The sequence below is a fragment of the Adhaeribacter soli genome (assembly GCF_008727925.1).
GTDB lineage: Bacteria > Bacteroidota > Bacteroidia > Cytophagales > Hymenobacteraceae > Adhaeribacter_A > Adhaeribacter_A soli.
In genome coordinates this window covers 276,715-297,117 of sequence record NZ_VTWT01000001.1, presented here as the reverse complement: position 1 = coordinate 297,117, position 20,403 = coordinate 276,715, and the positions used below count along the sequence as shown (strand labels likewise).

The 20,403-nt window shown below is 47.7% G+C and carries 13 protein-coding genes; 8 read left to right on the top strand and 5 right to left on the bottom strand.

Features of this window, described 5'->3' with window-relative positions; translation table 11 throughout:
* Window positions 1-282: 282 nt before the first annotated feature.
* The 3 genes from F0P94_RS01115 (at window position 283) to F0P94_RS01105 (ending at window position 10,748) form a co-directional block, all read left to right on the top strand.
* Window positions 283-8,025 (top strand): Ig-like domain-containing protein, encoded by a 7,743-nt coding sequence (locus F0P94_RS01115; RefSeq protein WP_150901857.1) that lies wholly within the window; start codon window positions 283-285, stop codon window positions 8,023-8,025.
* A gap of 520 nt (window positions 8,026-8,545) precedes the next feature.
* On the top strand, window positions 8,546-9,364 hold the full coding sequence (locus F0P94_RS01110) for a phosphatase PAP2 family protein (RefSeq protein ID WP_150901856.1): 819 nt from the start codon (window positions 8,546-8,548) through the stop codon (window positions 9,362-9,364).
* Window positions 9,365-9,800: 436 nt separating this feature from the next.
* On the top strand, window positions 9,801-10,748 hold the full coding sequence (locus F0P94_RS01105) for a bifunctional helix-turn-helix transcriptional regulator/GNAT family N-acetyltransferase (protein ID WP_150901855.1): 948 nt from the start codon (window positions 9,801-9,803) through the stop codon (window positions 10,746-10,748).
* Between the two features lie 560 nt (window positions 10,749-11,308).
* On the opposite strand, the gene F0P94_RS01100 is transcribed toward F0P94_RS01105, so the two are convergent.
* Window positions 11,309-13,729: a heavy metal translocating P-type ATPase gene (locus F0P94_RS01100; RefSeq protein ID WP_150901854.1), complete on the bottom strand. Its 2,421-nt coding sequence runs from the start codon at window positions 13,727-13,729 to the stop codon at window positions 11,309-11,311.
* A gap of 141 nt (window positions 13,730-13,870) precedes the next feature.
* On the opposite strand from F0P94_RS01100, the gene F0P94_RS19550 reads away from it, so the two are divergent.
* The 4 genes from F0P94_RS19550 (at window position 13,871) to F0P94_RS01085 (ending at window position 15,286) form a co-directional block, all read left to right on the top strand.
* The gene (locus tag F0P94_RS19550; protein WP_191906876.1) at window positions 13,871-14,020 is read left to right on the top strand and encodes a hypothetical protein; all 150 of its coding nucleotides are present in this window, start codon (window positions 13,871-13,873) and stop codon (window positions 14,018-14,020) included.
* Between the two features lie 112 nt (window positions 14,021-14,132).
* Window positions 14,133-14,357, top strand: coding sequence for a hypothetical protein (locus tag F0P94_RS01095; protein ID WP_150901853.1), 225 nt, complete (start codon window positions 14,133-14,135; stop codon window positions 14,355-14,357).
* Window positions 14,341-14,670 (top strand): cupin domain-containing protein, encoded by a 330-nt coding sequence (locus F0P94_RS01090; RefSeq protein ID WP_150901852.1) that lies wholly within the window; start codon window positions 14,341-14,343, stop codon window positions 14,668-14,670. Before F0P94_RS01095 ends, F0P94_RS01090 begins: the two co-directional genes overlap by 17 nt.
* A gap of 205 nt (window positions 14,671-14,875) precedes the next feature.
* On the top strand, window positions 14,876-15,286 hold the full coding sequence (locus F0P94_RS01085; RefSeq protein WP_150901851.1) for a group III truncated hemoglobin: 411 nt from the start codon (window positions 14,876-14,878) through the stop codon (window positions 15,284-15,286).
* Window positions 15,287-15,485: 199 nt separating this feature from the next.
* Here F0P94_RS01085 and F0P94_RS01080 read toward each other — a convergent pair whose 3' ends face one another.
* From F0P94_RS01080 to F0P94_RS01065, 4 genes are all read right to left on the bottom strand, one after another.
* Window positions 15,486-16,247 (bottom strand): ZIP family metal transporter, encoded by a 762-nt coding sequence (locus tag F0P94_RS01080; RefSeq protein WP_225307085.1) that lies wholly within the window; start codon window positions 16,245-16,247, stop codon window positions 15,486-15,488.
* A 64-nt stretch (window positions 16,248-16,311) separates the two neighbouring features.
* Window positions 16,312-17,091 (bottom strand): SDR family NAD(P)-dependent oxidoreductase, encoded by a 780-nt coding sequence (locus tag F0P94_RS01075; protein WP_150901850.1) that lies wholly within the window; start codon window positions 17,089-17,091, stop codon window positions 16,312-16,314.
* 137 nt (window positions 17,092-17,228) lie between these two features.
* Window positions 17,229-17,549 carry a 2Fe-2S iron-sulfur cluster-binding protein gene (locus F0P94_RS01070; protein ID WP_150901849.1) on the bottom strand — a complete coding sequence of 107 codons (321 nt, stop codon included), beginning with the start codon at window positions 17,547-17,549 and terminating at the stop codon, window positions 17,229-17,231.
* A gap of 4 nt (window positions 17,550-17,553) precedes the next feature.
* Window positions 17,554-18,558, bottom strand: coding sequence for an NAD(P)/FAD-dependent oxidoreductase (locus F0P94_RS01065; protein ID WP_150902381.1), 1,005 nt, complete (start codon window positions 18,556-18,558; stop codon window positions 17,554-17,556).
* Between the two features lie 364 nt (window positions 18,559-18,922).
* Here F0P94_RS01065 and F0P94_RS01060 point away from each other — a divergent pair, with 364 nt between their 5' ends.
* Window positions 18,923-20,212, top strand: coding sequence for a citrate synthase (locus F0P94_RS01060; protein ID WP_150901848.1), 1,290 nt, complete (start codon window positions 18,923-18,925; stop codon window positions 20,210-20,212).
* Window positions 20,213-20,403 lie beyond the last annotated feature (191 nt).

The window sequence follows — 20,403 nt, the reverse complement described above, 5'->3', positions numbered from 1 at the left end:
TTGCAAATAAAAAGTCCGGGTTCGTAAATGTTCGCCGAGAACCTAAACGGTATGGTTTTACAGCCAAAGCTGGAAAATAAAGTATTTTCTTTTATGAATGGTTAAATAATTTTTCAGGAACGCCATACAACCGTTTAGCAATTCCCGCTGTCTGCTATTTTGAGAAACTCTTTCTGCAAACGCAAAACACGAAGCATGAAAAAAGCGCTACCCCTCACTGGAAAAAAGTACAAATATTGGCAGAGCATTTTACTGGTATTCCTTATACCTTTAATTTTTTCAATGAAGGCAGCAGCTCAGGCCGTGCCGGCCAACGACAACTGCTCCGGGGCTTTTTTAATAACACCCAACCAGGCCTGCACCCCGGTAAGCGGCGGCTCTGTCGGCGCCACCCAATCGATGCTGGCTTGCGGCACCGGCGGGGTGGCCGACGATGATGTCTGGTTTAAATTTGTGGCTACCCGAAAACAGCACGCCGTAAAAGTTACCCCCAGCGCCGGTTACGATGCGGTGCTGGAAGTATTTTCCGGCAGTTGCGGCAACCTGAATTCCCTGGTTTGTACCGATGTAGCTTCGAACGGACAAGCCGAAACCGCGCAGCCCGCCAACCTGATTATCGGGAACACCTATTATGTGCGGGTTTATCATTACAAAGCCGGTGCCGGAACTTCCACTTTCACCATCTGCGTTTCGGATCCGAATAATGATTATTGCGAGGGAGCGGAAGAACTCTTTCCGGGAAATACCTGCTCGACTGTTTCCGGCAACCTGCTGAACGCTACGCAATCCCTGCCACCCTGCGGCGGCTTTTCCGGGACCGCAAAAGACGTTTGGTATAAATTTACGGCCACCGGGCTTGCCCACGACGTGACAGTGGTTACCACCGGATCATCCGGCGCTTCCGTAGAAGCATTCTCCGGCAACAGCTGCAATAGCTTGACCAGTTTGAAATGCAAGATTACGATAGGTTCAAGTCATACGATGGAATTGGCACCGCTGGTGCCGGGCAAAACCTATTTCATCCGGGTATATACTACCGGCAATGTCACCACCAGTCAGCCCTTTACCATTTGCGTAAAAAACCGGACCCTGCCAGACGGGGCGCTTTGTGAGAACGCGGTTGATATTCCGGCCATTCCGTTTACCAGCGGGGTGCAGACTACTTGCGGCAAAGGCGATTTTTACCGGGGCAATTTTTTAAATTATGTCATTACGGGGGAAGAAATGGTGTACAAGCTGGTTGTTACCAATGCCCCGGTTTCGTATTTGGTAAAGCTGGACCAAAATGTTAGCCCGGGTGAAAGATATGCGGTATCTGTTTTCCAGGATTGCCCTACCCCTGCAGTTGCTCCGGGTAACTTTGTAGGTGACAGCCCGATAAGCAACGACAGCAGTACGATAACCTTAAATTCCAACGGCACTTATTATTTCGTGGTCGATAAATTTGGGAGCGGCAGCGCCTGCGGCAACTTTAATTTAAGCATTTTACCCATTCCAAAACCACCGATAAACGACGAATGCATAAATGCCATTAGCTTAACCGTAGGAAAAACCTGCATACCTTACAACGCCACTTCGGCTTATGCCACCCAATCAATGCCCGGAATTACGTTTCCCCCGGTTAATAGAAACAAGCCTACAGTAGCCGACGATGATGTCTGGTTCAGTTTTGTTGCAAAAAGCACGAAACATAAAATTGTTCTGGAGCCGGGCTCAATGGGGAGTTATGATGATGTTGTTCAATTATTTTCCGGCACCTGTAACAATCTTTCCAATCTTGAGGCAAGTTATTCTGGCGTTGGAATCTACGATATAAATGCAGATAGCTTAATTATTGGCCAGACGTATTACCTGCGCGTGTATGATAGCCGGTCGAGCTGGGGTAGCGGCAGGTTTTCTATTTGTGTAACCGAATACATTGAAAATGATGAATGTAGCGGAGCTATAACCTTGCCGGTTCAGCCGGTAAATGCCACGCCGGTGCCGCAATTCGCCACCACTTCCGGCGCTACCCAGTCTTTGCCGGCTTGTACCGGTTCTGTAGGGTATACCTTCCCCAACGACGATGTGTGGTTCAAATTTACGGCTACCTCGGCTTACCAGTTTATTAAAGTAACCGGCCTGGACGTAAACGGGCAGGCTGCAGAAATGTCTTCATTTATACCCAGCCTGGAATTATATAACGGTACCTGCGGAAGCCTGAACTCGCTGGTTTGCGCTACCCCTACTTTCTGGCCAAATACGGGGGAGATCCATACCTCCAACCTGATACCGGGCAATACCTACTACTTCCGGGTCTTTGAGCAACAACAGGGTATTTATTACGATAAGTTTACGGTTTACGTGCAGGAAGAGCAGGCTCCGGTTCAGGGGGATCTTTGCAGCAATGCCATTCCGATAAATTCTTACCCCTTTAACAGCGGCACTTTTACCACCTGTAATGCCAACAACGATTATAATGGAAACTGCAGGTTACGGTATAAGCCATTTAGAGACCTGGTTTTTAAAATGGAGGTTACCAACGCCCCGGCTATGTATAAGCTTTCCCTTACCAGTACAGGCACTCAAAAATTAGTAGGTGTTTATGCCGGTTGTCCAAGCCCGGCCTTCTCTCCATCAAACTGTGTAGAAGGAGAATATTTCGAATTTAATTATCGTGAGCCGTCAACTTTAACGGCGGACCGGGATTCTACCGTTAGTGAGGTCTATAATTTTACGGCCAACGGCACTTATTATGTGGTGGTGGAAGACTATGAACAAATTAACCAGGCTAATCCAGGTGAATGCGGCGAATTTAATTTAACCGTAAACCCGATAACGCCGCCGGTGAATGATGCCTGTGCAAACGCCATATTGCTTTCTTCCGGATCGGTGTGTATGCCCGTAAGCGGCAACTCTGCCGGGGCAAGAAGAAACCCCGGGGCCGGTATCTGCAGTTCACCATACTATTATTTCGATGAAAACGATGATGATGTCTGGTATAAGTTTGTAGCCACCAGTACAAATCATTCCATAACCGTTCAGGGCTCTGCCGGTTATTGGCCGGGAGTAAGCATTTTAACCGGAACCTGCACCAATTTTACCGCTTTTAAGTGCGAAACTTCAGTTAACCCTTCAGGAACCAAAATAATAAATGCGAACAACCTGGTAGTGGGGCAAACCTACTTTATAATGGTGTTCGAGCAGCGGGTAGGGTTCGGAATTTCAGGCAATTTTACTATTTGCCTTACCGACGGCGCAGCGCCGCAACCTCCCGGTTCTACCTGTGCCAATGCGGTTCCTATTCCTGCTGTTCCTTTTAACAGCGGCCTGCAGAGCACCTGCGGCAAAGGCAACGATTATGGTGTTCTTACCCTGGATTCCCGAACCAATCCTGCAATTCCTTCCAATTATGGATTCGGGGAAGATATGGTTTACAAACTGAGCATTGCCAATGCGCCGGTTACTTACAAAATTACCATAGCAGGCCCCGAACGCTGGAAGGTGATCAGGATTAATAAAGCTTGCCCTTTTACAACCGCCCATTTACCACTTACCACCGGCTCGGATACTACCGCCAGCGCGAACTTTACCTTTACCACCAACGGAGATTATTACATTGTTGTCGATAAATGGGCCGGTCCGAACGATCCGGTTTGTGGTTCGTTCCGCTTATTGATCGAACCGGCTGTTTACCCTTCCAACGATGAATGTGCAGGCGCCATCTCACTGCCGGTTAATGCGGTATGCACGCCGGTGAAGGGCAATTTAGCTATGGCCGTTGCAACTCCTAAGACCTGCTACACCACTATGTCCGACCAGGATGTCTGGTATAAATTTACCGCGCCAGCCAGCCGGAACGTTACGATTTCAGCTTCCGCGACTGCAACTTTCCGGCCGGGTGTAGAAATGTACCAGGATACCTGCGGCGCCCTGAAATCGATGGGTTGCCCGGATTGGAATGAGGACACGGTTTTCACGAAGAATTTTTATAAATTAAATCCCGGCCAGATTTATTATTTACGGGTAGTCAATTACCTGTTCAGGAATAATGGAAGCGGGGAATTTAGCATTTGTGTTACCAGCATTCCGGAAGTAATCAACAGCACCTGCGGCGGAGCCGTTACGCTTCCGGTTAATGCGCCAAACGTTTGCAATGCGGTGAACGGCACCACTACCGGCTCTTTTGCTGAACCAAATTTACAGGGTTGTTCCGGCACCGCCGACGACAATGCCTGGTATAAATTTACGGCTACCAGCCAGAGCCACCGGGTGCAGGTAAAAGGTGCCATCGGCTTCGACCCGGTAGTAGAACTGTTTAACGGAACCTGCGGCAGCATAACGCCTATAACCTGTACCGATAATACGGGCATAAGCTTAACAGAAAACCTGGATGTGAACGGCTTAACCGTAGGCCAGACCTATTTTGTGCGGGTGTACAATCAAGGTCCGGGTTACGGCAGCGGCAACTTCAGCATCTGTGTGCAGGAAAGACCTTTGCCGCCAATTAATGACCATTGCGTGAACGCAATTACGCTGGCAGCAGATACAGTTTGCAATCCGGTTGCCGGCACTGTTTTAAATGCCACGGAATCTTTAAGAGGCTGCAGCGGAACAGCGGCTACAGATGTGTGGTACAAGTTCACTGCTTTAGGTCCGGAAAATACCATAACCGTAACCAATGCCGGCGATGCCGACCTGGTAGCTGAACTGCTTTCAGGCTCGTGCAACGCCCCAAATTCGGTAATGTGCCGCGATACGGCCATTGCCGGGGGAAATGAAGTGATAAAATTTGCCGGAACCATTGTAGGGCGAACCTATTACGTGCGAGTGTATGCTTATAACCAGGAAATAACCAACGGCGACTTTACCATTTGCGTGAAAAGCAACTCCGTTCGTTCGGTGGTGCTGATTCCTCCGGCTTTAAGTATATTCTGTGCCGGCAATCAGTTCAAACTGCCTTTCGAAATTTTTGGCCAGTTTAACGCGGCCAATGTGCTGCAGGCACAGCTTAGCGATTCGGCGGGTAATTTCAATTTCCTGAATCCTATTATTGTTGGCTCGAAAGCCACGGCCGTTTCCGATACCTTTACCATTACGTTGCCGGCTAACAGTAAAAAAAGCAGCCTGTACAAGATCCGCGTTATTGCAACTTCTCCTGCATATACAAGTCCGGTAACTATGCCTTTATCGGTCAATGCCATTCCTAACCCGCCACAGTTTGTAAAGCCGCCAGAATACTGCCATGGAGAAACAATCGCACCACTTCGGGCTACAGGTTCCAATCTCCGCTGGTACGCCGATGCACAATTAAAGCAGCTGGTGCATTCTGGCATTACTTTTACCCCGCCGCAACTTACCGATACTACCAATTATTACCTAACCCAGACCACTACCGGTTGCGAGAGCTTACCAGCTATTTTGAAAGTTATCGTGAAGCCGCGGCCGAATACTTTTTTTGCCGGTTTGGATAGCGTTTACTGTGCTTCTACCCAATCCATTACTCTGACTCCTGCTGTAGCCGGCGGCACCTTCTCCGGAGGACTTGTTTTCGGAAATACGTTCATTCCGGCGCTTTCCGGCAACCATACCATTACCTATACCTTAACCCAGAATGGTTGTACGGCTACTGAAACCCGCAAAGTGAAAGTAATGCCTTCGCCTCCTGCCCTAACCGGTGGGAACCAAACCATTTGTTCCGGAAGTTCAGTACAGATCGGAATGACGCCGAATGCCGGCTTCAGCTACGCCTGGACGCCAGTGGCCGGATTAAGCAATCCGCTTATCGCGAATCCGGTGTTTACCGGCATAAACCCGAATGCCCAGAACGATACGGTGGTGAAAGTGCTGCACGTAACCGATCTGGTGAATGGCTGTACTAGTACCAGTTACCTGAAAATAGTAGTGAAGGGTGTCGCTCCGATCACGCTGCCAGCCAGCCAGTCGGTTTGCGCCGACCGGTTGCCGATGCAGCTTTCTGCCAGTCCGGCGGGCGGCACCTGGACGGGAAACGGGATAATCGCCACTGGTTTGTTCGATCCCTTTATGGCCGGTTTGGGCAGACATAAGTTAGTTTACAATATTCAGCAAAATGGCTGTACCCGCTCCGATTCTACCTTTATAACTGTTACTCCTACGCCGTTGGCAAGTGCAGGCCGCGACACCACCATTTGTGCAGGAAGTTCGGTTACTTTGGGAGTTCCGGCCGTGGCTGGTTATACTTACCAATGGTCGCCGGGAACCTTCCTCGATAACCCGGCGGCAGCGCAACCGGTATTTACAAACAGTAATCTAACCTCTCCTGCTACTTTTGTAAAAACCCTGACGGTAACGAACACTTCCACCGGTTGTACATCTACCAGCCAGGTACAAATCACGGTAAATCCGCTGCCGGTAGTAAATGCAGGACCAGATGCTTCGCTTTGCGCCAATGCAGGTATTTACCAACTGAACGGCAGGCCTTTGGGTGGAACCTGGACCGGTAGTGCCGGCATTTCAGGCACTGCTTTCGATCCGGCAGCGGCGACTCCCGGAATAAACAGGCTGGCATATACCTTTAATCTGAACGGCTGTTCGGTTACAGATTCGGTTAAACTTACGGTTCTTCCTGCTCCTGCTGCTTTTGCCGGTCACGACACCCTGGTTTGTTCAGGTGAGCCAGTTGCACTAGGAACTTCCGGCGTACCGGGCTTTTCTTACAGGTGGTCACCAGCAGCCGGGTTAACTAGTCCGTTTATTTCCAACCCGACTTTTACCCAATCAAATCATACCGTTCAGGCGGATACCTTACTAAAAGTGCTAACTAAAACGAACTTGGCTACCAACTGTAGCAGCACCGATACGGTACAAATCATTGTGAAACCGGTACCGGTAGTTTCAGCCGGAGCTAACGCTTCTGTTTGCGCGAACTCCGGGCTCTACCAGCTTACACCAACGCCTGCGGGCGGTACCTGGAGCGGAAGTCCGCACGTGAGCGGAAATACCTTCGATCCACTAACAGCCGGAGCCGGATTGCATAAGCTGGTTTATACCTTCACCAGTAATGGCTGTACGGTAAAAGATTCAATCGAAATCACAGTTAAACCAACTCCGGTTGCTTCCGCCGGCTCTGACCAGATTATGTGTTCCGGCGAAACGATTACTCTGGGCAGTTCACCGACACCGGGTTATGGCTATATTTGGTCACCGGCAAATGGTTTGAGCAACAGCCAGCTTTCGAACCCAACCTTTATTTTTACCAACTTCAATCCTCTGGCAGACACTTTAATTAAAGTGTTAACGGTTACCGATTTTGCCACCGGCTGCTCCAGTACTCATTCGGTTAGGATAATCGTAAAACCGAACCCGGTAATTGCAGCCGTAAAAGACACTACCGTTTGTATTTCAGAAAGCATGCTGACCTTAAGGGGTTCGCCGGCCGGCGGTACCTGGTCAGGAAGCAATGCTTTAACTGGCAACAACTTTAACTTAACGGCAGCCGGTGCTGGTAAGCATCCTTTGGTTTATACTTACACCATGAATGGCTGTCTGGCTTCGGCTTCTACTACCGTTACCATCCTGGCAGCACCGGCTAAACCGGTTATCAACCTGATAAACCTGGACAGCCTGGGAAGTTCGGTAAACGGTACAGCTTACCAGTGGCTGTTGAACGGCAAGGCTTTAACTGCCAATGCACCGGGAATTAAACCGAAAGAATATGGAATGTACCAGGTAATCGTCTGGAATGCCTTATGCATTTCCGATACTTCTGCCGCTTATAATTATCAGCCCGCTTCCCTACCAGAACAGCCGGAAGGCTTCAGGCTTTACCCGAACCCTTCGGCCGGAAAAACCAAACTGGAATTCCGCCAGCAGGGAACCCATGCCGTTAACCTGACGATCTTTGATTCCATTGGCAGGCCTTTCTACAAGAAGCGCTTACTGGCAAATGCCCAAGGGATCATTAACGAAGAACTGCAATTAAGAAGCTTGCGAAACGGGATCTACCTGCTGCAATTAACCGACGGCAGCAAAACCTGGATTAAGAAGTTAGTGATTGAAAAATAATTGTACCTGAATCAGAAATGAAAGGGGGCTGTCTCAAAACTAAGGCAGCCTCTTTTTATATAATAGGTGAGCAATAACTGGAAGGGGTTTTAAAAGGATGTAAGTGAACAATTTAGTATCACCGGTTAGGATTTTCCTTGCTGTCATTCTTTAAAAAACTTGTGATTTCTGTGCTTCAATTCCATCAATTTCTAACTGAATGACAATGGTAGTAGTTTAAAATAAATTTGTTTATTTACTTATAATGGACAAAAATCGGATTTCTGAACTCCCCCTGTTACGCAAGTCTGGAGACTTGCTTTTGTTCTTCAGGCCCAAGTGACGCTTTGCTTAATACTTGCGCCAGGTAAACTATACCAGTTGCGGCTCTTTCATGTAATTTTCAGAGAAAGTCAAGTGATTAGCATTACGGGCATTTCGGAATTTTATGCAATTTCGGCTTTCCTCCTTTTTGGCAGTAACCATTTCCGGAAATTCACGCTTTAAGGATAATACTACCGATTAATTCTCAGACCTGCTTATGCAACATCTTTACCGCTGGTGGCTTTCTGTTTTGTTTATAATCCTGTTTTGCTGCACCAACCTGCAGGCCCAGCAAACCGATACGCTTCAGAAATACCAGGACCCTCTTTTCGCCCCGAAAGAAAAGGCGCCTTTTTATAAATCCAAAGTTTTTAAAGCTACCATTGTACCGGCCATTCTCATCGGGTATGGTGTGAGTACGGTGCGTGACAACGGGTTTTACAGCAGTTACGATGCCCGGGAAGATATTTTGCGGGAGTTCCCGAACTTCGACACCTGGCTGGATGACGCTTTCCTGGTAGCGCCTTACGTGGAACTGGCCGCAGCCAACCTTTTCAACCAGCGGTCCAATAACGATCTGCTCAACACCACATTGGTAATTTTAAAAGCCGAAGCACTCTTTGCAGTTACTGTGTTCGGGTTAAAGGAAATCACCAATCTGGAAAGGCCAAACGGCGAAAATATGGAATCGATGCCTTCGGGGCATACCGCCCAGGCATTTCTGGCAGCTTCTATTTTACATACCGAGCTGAAGCACCGGAGCAACTGGTACGGCGTGGCAGGTTATGGCATTGCCACGAGTGTGGGCGCCTTCCGGATGCTGAAAAACAAGCACTGGCAATCGGATGTATTTGTAGGCGCCGGCATCGGGATCCTGTGCTCGCATGCAGCTTATTTATCGCACCGCAACCGCTGGGGCCGGAAACCGACCATTGTGATGGCTCCAACCTACCTTTATGGCGTCCCCGGCATCAGTCTGGCACTGAATTTTGATGCTTTTAACCAGAAAAAACAGCCGGTCAGGTTTGCTGAATGAATTACTTTTCAGGCCCCTTTTCCTACGGTTTCCAGTAGAAGTTTGTGACCTTTCAGACCGGGAACTCGGCTGATTTAATATTTATAGCCTGGAAATTCCTTTGGAGCACATTATAAAACCAATGCGGTTAACTTAAGGAATTATGAATGAATAATAACCGCTGTTTCAGACATCTGTGTCTGAAACTTATTCTGGTGCGGACATCTGTGTCCGCTTGTGAAGTTACGGGGACACGGATGTCCCCGGCAGGTTGTTCCTAGACACAGATGTCTGGAAGAGCGCTTAAGCGCAATATCCATAAGTTGACGGCATTGATTATAACCTGGCAAATTCTCCCCTGCTTATTTCTCTTCCCTTTTGCTGCTGATTTGGAGATTATTTCTGTTTACCTTATTTTTGCGTAAGTACTTACGTAAGCTTTTTAAAAAATTTATTTATGGACTTTTATCAGGCAGCAGGAAAAATGGCTCTGGGCAGCCGGCTCCGGAAATTGAGCGATACGGTTACCGAAGATGCCCTGAAAATTTATGGCCTGTACAACGTAAAACTGGAGCCCAGGTGGTTTCCGGTATTTTATATGCTGGCCGAAAAGGAAAGGCTGGCAGTTACCGAAATCGCCCAGGAAATAGGCCAAACGCATGCTTCAGTAAGCCAGATCGTAAAGGAAATGAAAAAGCAGGATCTGGTAATGGAAACTAAAGACGCAAAAGATGGTCGCAAAACCATGCTTTCGCTTTCCGAAAAAGGCAAAGCCATGGTTCCGAATTTAAAGCAGCAGGTTACGGATGTGCAGCAGGCGGTGGAAGATCTTTTTAGGGAAATGCAGTACGATCTGTGGAAGGCAATGGAAGAAACCGAGTTCCTGCTCGGGCAGCAAAACTTATTTGAAAGGGTAAAAAATAAAATGAAAGCACGCGAAAGTGAACAGGTAATCATTCAGGCTTATGAACCCGAACACCAAACCCGTTTCCGGGATTTGAATGTGGAATGGATCGAGCACTATTTTAAGCTGGAGAAAAAAGACCTGGAAAGTCTGAACGATCCGAAAGGGTACATTCTGGATAAGGGCGGCCATATTCTGGTAGCAGCATATAAAGGTGAAATTATGGGCGTTTGCGCGCTGCTTAAAATGGATAATGAAACGTATGAACTGGCTAAAATGGCGGTGAGCCCGGCGGCCCAGGGAAAAAGCATCGGGTGGTTACTGGGAAAAGCCTGCATTGAAAAAGCCAAGGCCTTAGGCGCTAAAAAACTGTTCCTGGAAAGCAACACCAAACTGGTTCCGGCCATAAACCTGTACCACAAACTGGGTTTTAAAAAGATCGTGGGAAAGCCTTCCCCTTACGAACGAAGCAATATTCAGATGGAATTGGTTCTTGATTAAGCGATACTTTAAACTGATAGCAATTACCGTTTGCAGTTACGCAGGCTGCTTTGTCTGAACATGATTTTAAGGATTGAAAAGATGGACAGGATTTTCTTTGAAAAGGAATTATAACAGTTCTTTGAAAACTTTTTCCATTCCTGTAATTATCTTGATCGCTGGTGCGAGCCTCCGGCTCGTATCAGAATTATTTGATCAGTTTTTGAAAGTGATACGAGCCGGAGGCTCGCACTAGTATAAGTATTTAATGGAATTGGCGTGTGGCGATTTGGTATTAAATCGGGAGAAAAGCGAAGTTTTCTCAAATAGAGAAATTTGTGATTAAAACCTATGAAAGAAAACCTTTCGGCTACCTTTAATTTCCCTTAATTCTCCTTCCGCTCCGCGAACGTAATATCCGCGAACGTAATATTTCTTTTGAAGGAAAATCCTGTACATCATTCAAATCCCTGAATCGTGTTCAGACAAAGAACTACTAATACCGGGTAAACTCTTCAAAAAGTACCCACAAAAAAGGCCGGTATCCATACCAGCCTTTTTTTGTCTTCCAACTGAAAACTTTAGGTCATAGCCAGTTTTTCCGGTTTGTTCAGCTTCAATTTATTGGCCGCGATCTGTACCGAAATGGTAGCAAAAACAATTACGCTTATGGTACTGATCGGCATTAAAATGGCGGAAACGATCGGGGTAAACTCACCCATTACGGCCATGGTTAAACCGATAATGTTGTAGACGAATGAAACGCCGAAGCTACCTAAAATAATCCGCATATTCACTTTCGAGAACTTGAGGAATGTACCCAGCAGAGCAAAGTTCTTCGCTTCCAGAATGCCGTCGCAACTTGGGCTGAAACCGCTTACTTTATCGGTCAGGGCAATGCCGGCATCGGCTTGCTTCAGGGCGCCGGCATCGTTCAGGCCGTCGCCGATCATGATTACTTTATGGCCTTGGTCTTTTAGTTGCTGAATGTACTGGAGTTTCTGCACCGGGCTCTGGTTGAAGTTCAGTTCAGCTTCCGGCCCGAATAAAGCTCTTAAGCGTTCCCTTTCGCTGTCGTTGTCGCCGCTGAGTACAGCCAGTTTTTTTACTTTTTTCAGCGATTTCAGTACCGTTTCCAGGCCTTTGCGGTATTTGTTCTGGAATACGTAGTAGCCGTAAACTTCACCGTGCAGGCTGATGTACACGCGGGTTTCGGTTTGCGGTCCGGGCACGGCGCCGGTAAATCCTGCCGAACCGATCTTTACGTTCGTGCCTTTCACTTCCGCCTCAATGCCTTTGCCGGGAATTTCGGCAAAGTTCAATACTGGCAACGTAGTAGTGGCAAACTGGTTGTAAATGCGCTGGCTCAGCGGGTGGGTAGAATGCTTCAGCACCGATTTTAAGAGCACCTGTTCTTCCGGCGAAAACTTCGCCCCGAAGTAGTTTATTTCCGACTGGTCGGTTTCGGTAAGGGTACCGGTTTTGTCGAACACAATGGTATCGGCTTTGGCCATTTCTTCTACCACGCTCAGGTTCTTGAGGTAAAATTTATTCTTGCCGAAAATACGCAGGGCGCTGCCCAGCGTAAACGGCGTTGCCAAAGACAAGGCGCACGGACAGGCAATAACCAAAACGGAAGTAAACGCTTTGATGGCCATATCGGTATCGCGCGGCACCCAGTAAATTAAAGCACCGGCAGCAATCATCAGGGTAACTGTAATGAAGTATTTGCCCACGGCGTGCGCGTAGGTTTCGAAATTGGTTTCGTCTTTTTTGCGGAAAACGCTGCTGTTCCAGAGTTGGGTCAGGTAGCCCTGGCTTACTTCTTTCACCACTTCCAGTTCAATGCTTTCGCCTACCTGGCGGCCGCCGGCGTAAATAATTTCTCCGGCCACTTTGGCCACCGGCACCGATTCGCCCGAAACGAAACTGTAGTCGATATTGGCCGTGCCTTTCATTAAAATCGCATCGGCGGGAATCAATTCGTGGTTGCGGATGAGCAGGCGCTGACCGGTTTTCAGTTCTTTCACAGGTACGTAGGTTTCCTGGTTGTTGCGCAACACAGTTACCGAAATAGGGAAGTAAGACGTATAATCGCGGTCGAAGGAAAGGGAATCGTAGGTTTTCTGCTGGAAGTATTTGCCGATAAGCATGAAGAATACCAGGCCGGTAAAGGAATCGAGGAAGCCGGGACCTTTGCCGGTTACTATGTCGTAAATACTCACCGTAAAGAGCGAAGCCAGGCCAATGGCAATCGGCAGGTCGAGGTTCACCATTTTCTGCTTAATGCCCTGCCAGGCCGAAGTAAAGAAACCAGTGGCGCTGAAAAGCAGAACGGGTAAAGCTAAAACGATATTCAGATAAGCAAAAAAACTGCCCAGGCTTTGCTCCAGATCTCCGGCCATAGCCAGGTATTCCGGAAAACTCAGTAGCATGATGTTCGCAAAACTGAAGCCGGCCAGGCCTAATTTATAAGCCATTTTGTAGCTTTTCGGCTGAATTTTGGCGTGCGTATCGGCCAGCGTAATATTGGGTTCGTAGCCGACGGCGGCCAGCAGTTTTACAATTTTGCGCAGGCTGGTTTGCCCGTGCTCAAACGTTACGGCCAGTTCTTTGCGGAGGAAATTCACTTTGGAATCGGTTACGCCGGCATCGAGTTTGTGCAGGTTTTCGAGCAGCCAGATGCAGGAGCTGCAGTGCATCTGGGGAATGTAAAACGTGATCTTGCTGATCTGGGAATTCTGAAAATCGAGCAGCTGGTTTATCACCGAAACATCGTCGAGGTAGGCCAGGCGCGATTCGGCCACGGGATCTTTTACGGAGTTTCCGGGGCGGTCTTCTATGGTATAATAAGTACAAAGGTTATTGGCGTCCAGAATTTCGTACACCACTTTGCAGCCTTCGCAGCAGAAGGCTTTTTCGTGGGCGAGAATTGGCGTATCGTCACAATCTTCCCCGCAGTGGTAGCAGGTTTTTAAATCGACTGAAGGTGCGGCTTCCATCTGATCTTTAGGGTTTTAGTTCTTTACAAAATTACCGTGTTCCCGGGCCGGTTAATATGACGTTTATCATGCCCCTGCATGATTTAGGTCATGGCCGGGGGCAGCTCCATTGAATAATTTTGAAAAATTAAACCGCAAGCCATGAAGGATTATCTGATACCTGCTTTTGTACTGGTGGCAACCCTGGTCTGGACACGCAAGTGCATCGGAATCTCTTCTAAGGAAGCATCCTTAAAGTTAACGCCCCAATCCGCTTCCCCGGAAAAGATAACCTTCACTTTATTTATTTAACCCTGACATAGGTACCTGCCGGTAGCTGCATACCAGATCCTTTAAGCCGGACCAAAACCTCAACTTTTTTAAATACCTGACAGGACTTCTGTTCCTGTTAATTCGCAATAATATGAAAACGCTAAGCCACACGCTTCAGGAAATTGAAGCTCTTTCGCTGGAAATTCAGAAGGCTGATCCGGCGCTTTTCGAGCAATTAAAACAAAACCCGATCCCGTTGCCGGAGTCGTTCCGGAAAAGCAATAATCCGGAGGGGCTGGCCACTTATTTCGAACATGTAAAAAATCAACTGAGCCTTTACCTAATAAACCTGCAGCAAAATGTCGTATTTACCTGAAAACCCGGAAATAACTGAAAACATGGAAAACCTGGCTGATCAGATCAGTTATGCAGGAGATAATTTTCAACGAAAAGTGGTACTGGACAACGACGGTCAGAGAACAATTCTCCTTGCTTTTTCCGCCGGACAGTGTTTGCCGGAACATAAAACCTCCAAAGATGCGTTGTTGGTAATACTGGAAGGCTTTTGTGAATTCAGCATGCAGGGCAATGTACAATTACTCCGCGCCGGCGAAGTGATCCTGATCCCGGCCAGGGAACCGCACAGCCTGAAAGCCATCGCCGATTTTAAAATGCTGCTGGTGAAGTGAATTTGAAAATTTGGAGATTTGGAAATTTGGAGATTTGAAAATGAAGAGTATTCGTCAAAATCATTTTTGGTTAATAATAAAAAGACTGAAACACCTTCAAGGTTAAATTTGTCCCTGAATTTTATTAATTATCACGATTCAATGCCCTACTTTCCAGTTTTCCATTTTCAAATTTCCAAATCTTCAAATCTCCAAATTAAAAAATATGAATACCGAACGCCACGATATAACTACGGAAGAGGACATCAAAAAACTGGTAGATACTTTTTACGATAAAGTAAACCAGGATGCCCTGCTTTCGCCGATCTTCAACGACCTTTCCAAGGTGGACTGGGAAAAGCATTTACCCATCATGTACCGTTTCTGGAGCACGATCTTACTGGGAACTTTGTCTTATTCGGGACAGACTTTTCCGAAGCATGCTTTTTTGCCCATTGGCCAGGAACATTTCAGCCAGTGGCTTTACCTTTTTCACGAAACGCTTACGGAGAATTTTAAAGGACCGGTTACCGAAGAGGCGAAGTTACGCGCGGCCAATATTGCCCGCATTTTCCTGAACAAGATCAACGCGATCCAAGGCAAAGACCCTTCTATTCCCATCATGAAAAACGACTGAGAAGCTATCTCATAAATACCCGGAGCAGCTTTTGAAATTGCTTTGGGCTAATGAATTTCTCTGTAGCGCTGTAGCTCTACAGAGAAATCTTGATTTATAAGGTAACTTCAAAGAAGCTTCAGAAAGGTAAACGAATACTTTTTCGGATGGCATTGGTTTAACCGGGAATTCGGAAAAATAAAGCAATAGGCATTCGGATTTAAAAACCTATTTCGGCCTTGCTCAGAAAAAAAGCTACCAGGAAACCGGTTACCGTAATGATGCCGGTAAATTCATGTTCCTCTTCAAAGGCTTCCGGGATCATGGTGTCGGCCAGCATTGCTAAAATTGCCCCGGCTGCTAAAGCAGTGATAATGGCAATGGTCTGGTCGGAAACCCCGCTGAAAAACGTATAGCCACAAATGGAAGCAGCTCCGGACAAAACAGCAATGGTAAACCACACGGTAGAAACGTAGCGCAACGAACGGCCGGCTTTCCGCATACCCGCGGAACTGGACAGGCCTTCGGGCAGGTTGGAAAGGAATATGGCAATAACAGCTACCATACTTACCCCCGCACCCGACAACATGCTAACCCCAATTACCAGCGACTCCGGAATGCCATCGATCAAGGCGCCGATTGCCAAAGCCAAGCCGCTGGATTCGCTTTGCTTGGGCTGCTGATTGCCGGACCGCTTCCGGTGTTTGGCTCCCTGCCGGTTCAGGATCATGTTGGCCCCGGTAAAAATAGCTGCTCCGGCAAAAAAACCGATGGATGCCGGCCGGATCCCTCCCTGTTTAAAAGCTTCATTCATCAGATCGAAAGACAAGGCCGATATAAGCACCCCGCTCCCAAACGCCATGATACTGGCAATTATCCGCTGTTTGATAGGTGCCAGAAAACCGATTGCGGCTCCGATCAGCAGCGCCGATCCGGCCAGCAAACCCCAGGCACCCGCCATTATCCATTCAGGCACATCCATATCTTTGAGCGTTAGGTTTTAATCAGCTTTTCAATCTGACGGTTAATACACTTACGTAGCTTGCTTACACGTAGATCATCTTCACCGTCATGCCACCGTCTATGGTTAAGCTTTGGCCGGTAATAAAGCATGCTTTTTCGGAACACAGAAACAGGGCTGCTTCGGCAATATCTTCGGGCACTCCTACCCTTCCCGCCGGATGCTGTTCTTTATCGGCTTTGCTGTGTTTTGGTTCGTAGCGTTTGCTTTCTTTTTCCCACGGGCCGGTTTCGACCCAACCCGGCGCAATGGCATTTACCCGGATCCGTTTTTCGGCCAGACTAATGGCTAAACTGTGGGTGAGTGCTTCCAGTCCGCCTTTGGAAGCAGAATAACCAAACGTATTCGGTTCCGACATAAAGGCCCTTGTGGAGGTAATATTCAGTACTGCCGGGAAATTGCTTTTCTGCAGCAGCGGCAAGGCATATTTGGTACAGAGCAAAGGCCCGCGCAAATTTACGTTCAGGATCCGGTCGAAATCGGAGGCCAGCAGTTCTTCCAGAGGAACGGGTTTCTGAAAACCGGTACCGGCATTGTTTATTAGCACATCGAGTTTTTTATTCTCCCGGCCTACTGTTTCGAACAATTCCACGATCTGGTTTTCCAGGCTTACATCGCATAATTCAAACGCAACTTCCAGCTTTTCCTGCTTCAGTTTCTCCACTGCTTCGGCGCCTGCTTTCTGATCGCAATCAGCTAAAATAACCGTAGCGCCTTCGCGGGCAAAAGCCTGAGCCATACCCAAGCCAATTCCCTGGGCGCCGCCGGTTATCAGCACGGTTTTTCCTTCGTAGGTTTTGTCCATATTTTTCAGATTGCTGGTTCTGCTTACGAATAATCTGCCTGGCCGTTCGGGACTTTTTAGTTGAAAACAGTATCGTTATAAAACAAAAAACTCCCGCCTTTTCCGGACGGGAGTTTTTAAAACATTCAAAATATACCTTAGTCTTCGGCAGCAATTCTAACCACAATTCCGTCTATTTCTTCGGAAAGCTTGATCTGGCAGGAAAGGCGGCTGCGCGAAGTGGAAGTCGGCAGGCTTTCGAGCATGTAGGCTTCGTCATCAGATGGTTCGCGGAGTTCGGGGCCATCCAATACCTCTACGTGGCAGGTGGCGCAAAGGGCCATGCCGCCGCACGTTGCCTGGATCGGGTATTCGCTGGCTTTCAGGAATTCCATCAGGCTCAAGCCCATATCGGTTGGCGCGGTTAATTCGGTGCGTTCGCCGGAAGGCTCTACAACGGTTACTTTTATTTCGTCCATATGCCTACAGGGTTGGTACGCCGTTTACGGTCGTGTATTTCAGTACGTATTTTTTATCCGGGTTAATAATGCTGTAAGCACTTTGCGCCATTAAAGCCGCTTCGTGGAAACCGCACAAAATAAGCTTCAGCTTGCCCGGATAAGTATTGATGTCGCCGATAGCGAAAACGCCTGGTACGTTGGTGCTGTAATCGAAGGTATTCACCACGATGGCGCCTTTTTCAACTTCCAGTCCCCAGTTTTCGATCGGGCCTAATTTCGGAACCAGACCAAACAACGGAATAAAATAATCGGCTTCAATTTCGGTAGAACTCTTATCCTCGCTTTCTACGGTTACTTTCTGAAGCACGCCGTTCCCGTTCAGGGCCGTAACGTTCGATTTGAGTAACAAGCGCATCTGGCCTTCTTCGGTAAGCGTTACCACTTTCTCGGCCGACTCCGGCGCGCCACGGAACGAGCTGCCGCGGTGAACCAGGGTAAGTTCGGAGGCAACGCCGGTCAGGAAAATAGACCAGTCGAGAGCTGAATCGCCGCCGCCGGCAATTACCACTCTCTTACCGCGGAATTTCTCCGGATCGATCACCATATAGTTCACGCCTTTGCCTTCGAACTGCTCGAGGTTTTCCAAAGCAGGTTTGCGTGGCTCGAAAGAACCTAAACCGGCGGCAATTACCACTACTTTACAGGCAATTTTGGTTCCGGCTACGGTTTCTACAATAAAAGATTTATCTTCCTGTTTGTGCAGGTGCTCTACGCGTTCGCCCAGGGTAAAAGTAGGTTTGAACGGCTCAATCTGCTTCATCAGGTTATTTACCAGGTCGCCGGCAAGTACCTCCGGAAAACCCGGGATATCGTATATCGGCTTCTTCGGATAGATCTCCGAAAGCTGACCGCCTGGCTGGGCAATGGCATCTACTACGTGGCAACGCAACTTTAACAGTCCGGCTTCGAAAACGGCAAATAGGCCAACCGGTCCGGCGCCGATAATGCAAATATCGGTGGTTATCATATTCATGTTACTAACTTTATATAAGGAACGCTGCTTTAATAACCTTATTTCAGGCTCTAAAGTATAGCGTTTTAAAAATCTGCCGCAAAGGTACGTACCTCCACGTTAAAAATAGCATATTTCTGTAGCATCTTTCGACTTTCATGCAAAAAATCATCAAAGAGCCGGCATAGTTCATATAGTATGCATGCACACAAATTAAACTTTAATGATTTAAAATAGTATTAAGGCGCAGTTCAGGTTTGGTTAAAATTAAGCCAAGGTTAATAAATTCAAGAATAGGAATTTTACATTTCTTTTTAATTGATTTTTATCTAATTTGCGGTCTTGATAAGCAAACTACTCACAACCATATTTTTCTCTAATGGCAGAAATCGCAGAAATTATCTTAGATGGTAAATCTTACCAATTGCCAGTAATTACCGGCACCGAAAACGAAAAAGCAGTTGATATCTCTAAGCTCCGGGACCAGTCCGGTTACATCACCATCGATCCGGGCTATAAAAATACGGGCGCCACGCAAAGCGCCATCACATTCCTCGACGGTGAACTGGGCATTCTGAACTACCGGGGTTACCCGATCGACCAGCTGGCGGAGAAATCGAACTTCATTGAAGTTGCTTATTTGCTGATCTACGGCTCGCTTCCTACCGCCACCGAACTGGAAGAATTCAGCACCAAGATCAAAATGCACACGCTGGTGCACGAAGACATCCGCAAGATCCTGGATGGTTTCCCTTCTACTGCCCACCCGATGGGTATTCTTTCTTCGCTGGCCGGTTCGCTTACCGCTTTTTACCCGGAGTCGCTGAACCCGAACCAGACCGAAGAGGAAATGAACCTGAGCATTATCCGCTTAATTGCCAAGCTTTCTACCATTGCCGCCTGGTCTTATAAAAACTCGATCGGCCACCCGGTTATCTACCCTAAAAACAACCTCGATTACTGCTCGAACTTCCTGCACATGATGTTCGCTTACCCAACCGAGGAATATAAAGTAAACCCGGTAGTAGTAGATGCCCTGAACAAACTCTTAATTCTGCACGCCGATCACGAACAAAACTGCTCAACTTCTACCGTACGTCTGGTAGGTTCGGCAAACGGTTCGCTTTACTCTTCTGTTTCTGCTGGTATCTGTGCCCTTTGGGGACCACTGCACGGCGGTGCAAACCAGGAAGTAATTGAAATGCTGGAAGCCATTAAAGCCGACGGCGGCGATTCTAAAAAATGGATCGAGAAAGCCAAAGACAAGAACGATCCGTTCCGTTTAATGGGCTTCGGTCACCGCGTTTACAAGAACTTCGACCCGCGTGCGAAGATCATCAAAGCGGCTTGCGACACCATTCTGGCGGACCTGGGCGTAGTAGATCCGGTATTGAACATTGCCAAGGAACTGGAAGAAGCTGCCCTGACCGATCCTTATTTCATTGACCGCAAACTATACCCGAACGTAGACTTCTACTCTGGTATCATTTACCGCGCCATGGGCATCCCAACCGAAATGTTTACGGTTATGTTTGCTTTAGGCCGTCTCCCAGGCTGGATCGCCCAGTGGAAAGAAATGCGCACGAACAAAGAGCCGATCGGCCGTCCGCGCCAGATCTACACCGGCGAAACCGTTCGCGATTATATTCCAATGGCAGAGCGCAAATAATTAAACGTTATGTTTTTATAGCAAAAAACCCAGCCAAACGGCTGGGTTTTCTTTTTTACTTTCAGCATCAGGATTTTCAGGATTTAAGCATTTTCAGGACTTTACTCTAAACGTGTAGGGAATTTGAATTCTGAGAATACGAAGAACTACAAGTCAGCTCCCCTTCAGAGGTTGCCTCCTTGAAAAAAGGC